We start from the raw sequence: 2134 nt of genomic DNA, 5'->3' as shown, positions 1-2134 counted from the left end.
GGGTAAAACTCAGGGGAACGAGCAGACGAGGGACGGTCATGTTGGCTCCGGAGGCTGGGAATGGCCTGAGGATAGCCGATGCGGGTGAGGTTTTGTGTTGCCGGTGCCGGCCTCTTCGCGGTCAAGCCCGCGAAGAGGCCGGTACGGGTCAGAACAGCACTTTCGCCACGTCGGCGAAGCGCTTGGCGAAATGTACCGTCAGGCCGTCGCGCAGGTAGTCGGGCAGCTCCTCATAGTCGCCGCGGTTAGGCTCCGGCAAGATCAGCTCGAAGATCTTCTGCCGCCGGGCGGCAATTACCTTCTCGCGCACCCCGCCAATCGGCAGCACCTGGCCGGTGAGGGTCAGCTCGCCGGTCATGGCCACGCCTTTCTTCGGCACCTGGTCGCGAGCCAGCGACAGCAGGGCGCTGGCCATGGTGATGCCGGCGCTCGGGCCGTCCTTGGGCGTGGCGCCTTCGGGAACGTGCAGGTGGATGAAGGCTTCGTTGAAGAAGCTCGGGTCGCCACCAAACTGCTTGAGGTTGGAGCTGACATAGCTGTAGGCGATTTCAGCCGATTCCTTCATCACGTCGCCCAGCTTGCCGGTCAGCTTGAAGCCACGGTTGAGGGTATGGATGCGGGTGGCTTCGATGGGCAGCGTGGCGCCGCCCATGCTGGTCCAGGCCAGGCCAGTGATGACGCCTTTGCCGGCCAGCACCTGCTCGCTGCGGAATACCGGCATGCCGAGGGTGGTTTCCAGGTCCTTGGGGCCGATCTTGATCTTGGCAGCCGGATCTTCCAGCAGCTTGACCACGGCTTTGCGAACCAGTTTGCCCAGCTGCTTTTCCAGTTGCCGCACCCCGGCCTCGCGGGCATAGCCCTCGATCACCAGGCGCAAGGCGCTGTCGCTGATGGCGAGGCTGGTCTTGGCCACGCCGGCCTTTGCCAACTGCTTGGGCCACAGGTGGCGCTTGGCGATGGCGAGTTTTTCTTCGGTGATGTAGCCGGACAGGCGGATCACTTCCATGCGGTCGAGCAGCGGCCCGGGGATCGAGTCGAGGGTGTTGGCGGTGCACACGAACAGCACTTTGGACAGGTCCAGGCGCAGGTCGAGATAATGGTCGAGGAAGTCGACGTTCTGCTCCGGGTCGAGGGTTTCCAGTAGCGCCGAAGCCGGGTCGCCCTGATAGCTCTGGCCCATCTTGTCGATCTCGTCGAGCATGATCACCGGGTTCATCACTTCGACATCTTTAAGGGCCTGCACCAGTTTGCCGGGCTGGGCTCCAATATAGGTGCGGCGATGGCCCTTGATCTCGGCTTCGTCACGCATTCCGCCGACGCTGAAGCGGTAGAACGGCCGCCCCAGCGACTCGGCGATGGACTTGCCGATGCTGGTCTTGCCCACGCCGGGCGGGCCCACCAGCAGCACGATCGAGCCGCTGATCTCGCCTTTCCAGGCACCCACGGCAAGGAATTCGAGGATGCGTTCCTTGATGTCGTCAAGGCCAGCGTGGTGCTGATCGAGGACCTTGCGCGCGTGCTTGAGGTCGAGTTTGTCTTTGCCGTAGACGCCCCACGGCAGGGCGGTGGCCCAGTCCAGGTAGTTGCGGGTGACGGCGTATTCGGGCGACCCGGTTTCGAGAATGGCCAGTTTGCCCATCTCTTCATCGATGCGTTTGCGCGCCTGCGGCGGCAGGGTCTTGCCTTCAAGACGCTGCTCGAACTGTTCAAGGTCGGCGCTGCGGTCGTCCTTGGTCAGCCCCAGCTCTTGCTGAATGACCTTGAGTTGTTCCTTGAGGAAGAATTCGCGCTGGTGTTCGCCGATCTGCCGGTTGACCTCGGCCGAGATCTCGTTCTGCAGCCGCGCCACTTCCACTTCCTTGCGCAGCATGGGCAAGACTTTTTCCATGCGTTTGAGCATGGGTACGCAGTCGAGCACTTCCTGCAGCTGGCTGCCGGTAGCGGACGTCAGGGCGGCGGCGAAGTCGGTGAGCGGCGACGGGTCGTTGGGACTGAAGCGGTTGAGGTAGTTCTTCAGCTCTTCGCTGTACAGCGGGTTGAGCGGCAGCAGCTCCTTGATCGCGTTGATCAGCGCCATGCCGTACGCCTTGACCTCGTCGGTCGGGTCGGCGGGTTGACGCGGGTATTCGACTTC

General features: G+C 63.1%; 1 protein-coding gene. It reads right to left on the bottom strand.

Annotated features, from left to right (window positions below; all coding sequences use genetic code 11):
* Positions 1 to 148: 148 nt before the first annotated feature.
* Positions 149 to 2134, bottom strand: a 1986-nt coding sequence (gene lon, locus HP547_RS28470; protein ID WP_172288831.1) for an endopeptidase La, incomplete at its 5' end; no start/stop codon positions are given.

Origin of the sequence: Pseudomonas sp. CM27 (assembly GCF_013179515.1) — a bacterium.
Lineage (GTDB): Bacteria > Pseudomonadota > Gammaproteobacteria > Pseudomonadales > Pseudomonadaceae > Aquipseudomonas.
Note: the sequence above shows the minus strand (reverse complement) of the source record. Positions and strands in the feature narration are given on the sequence as shown.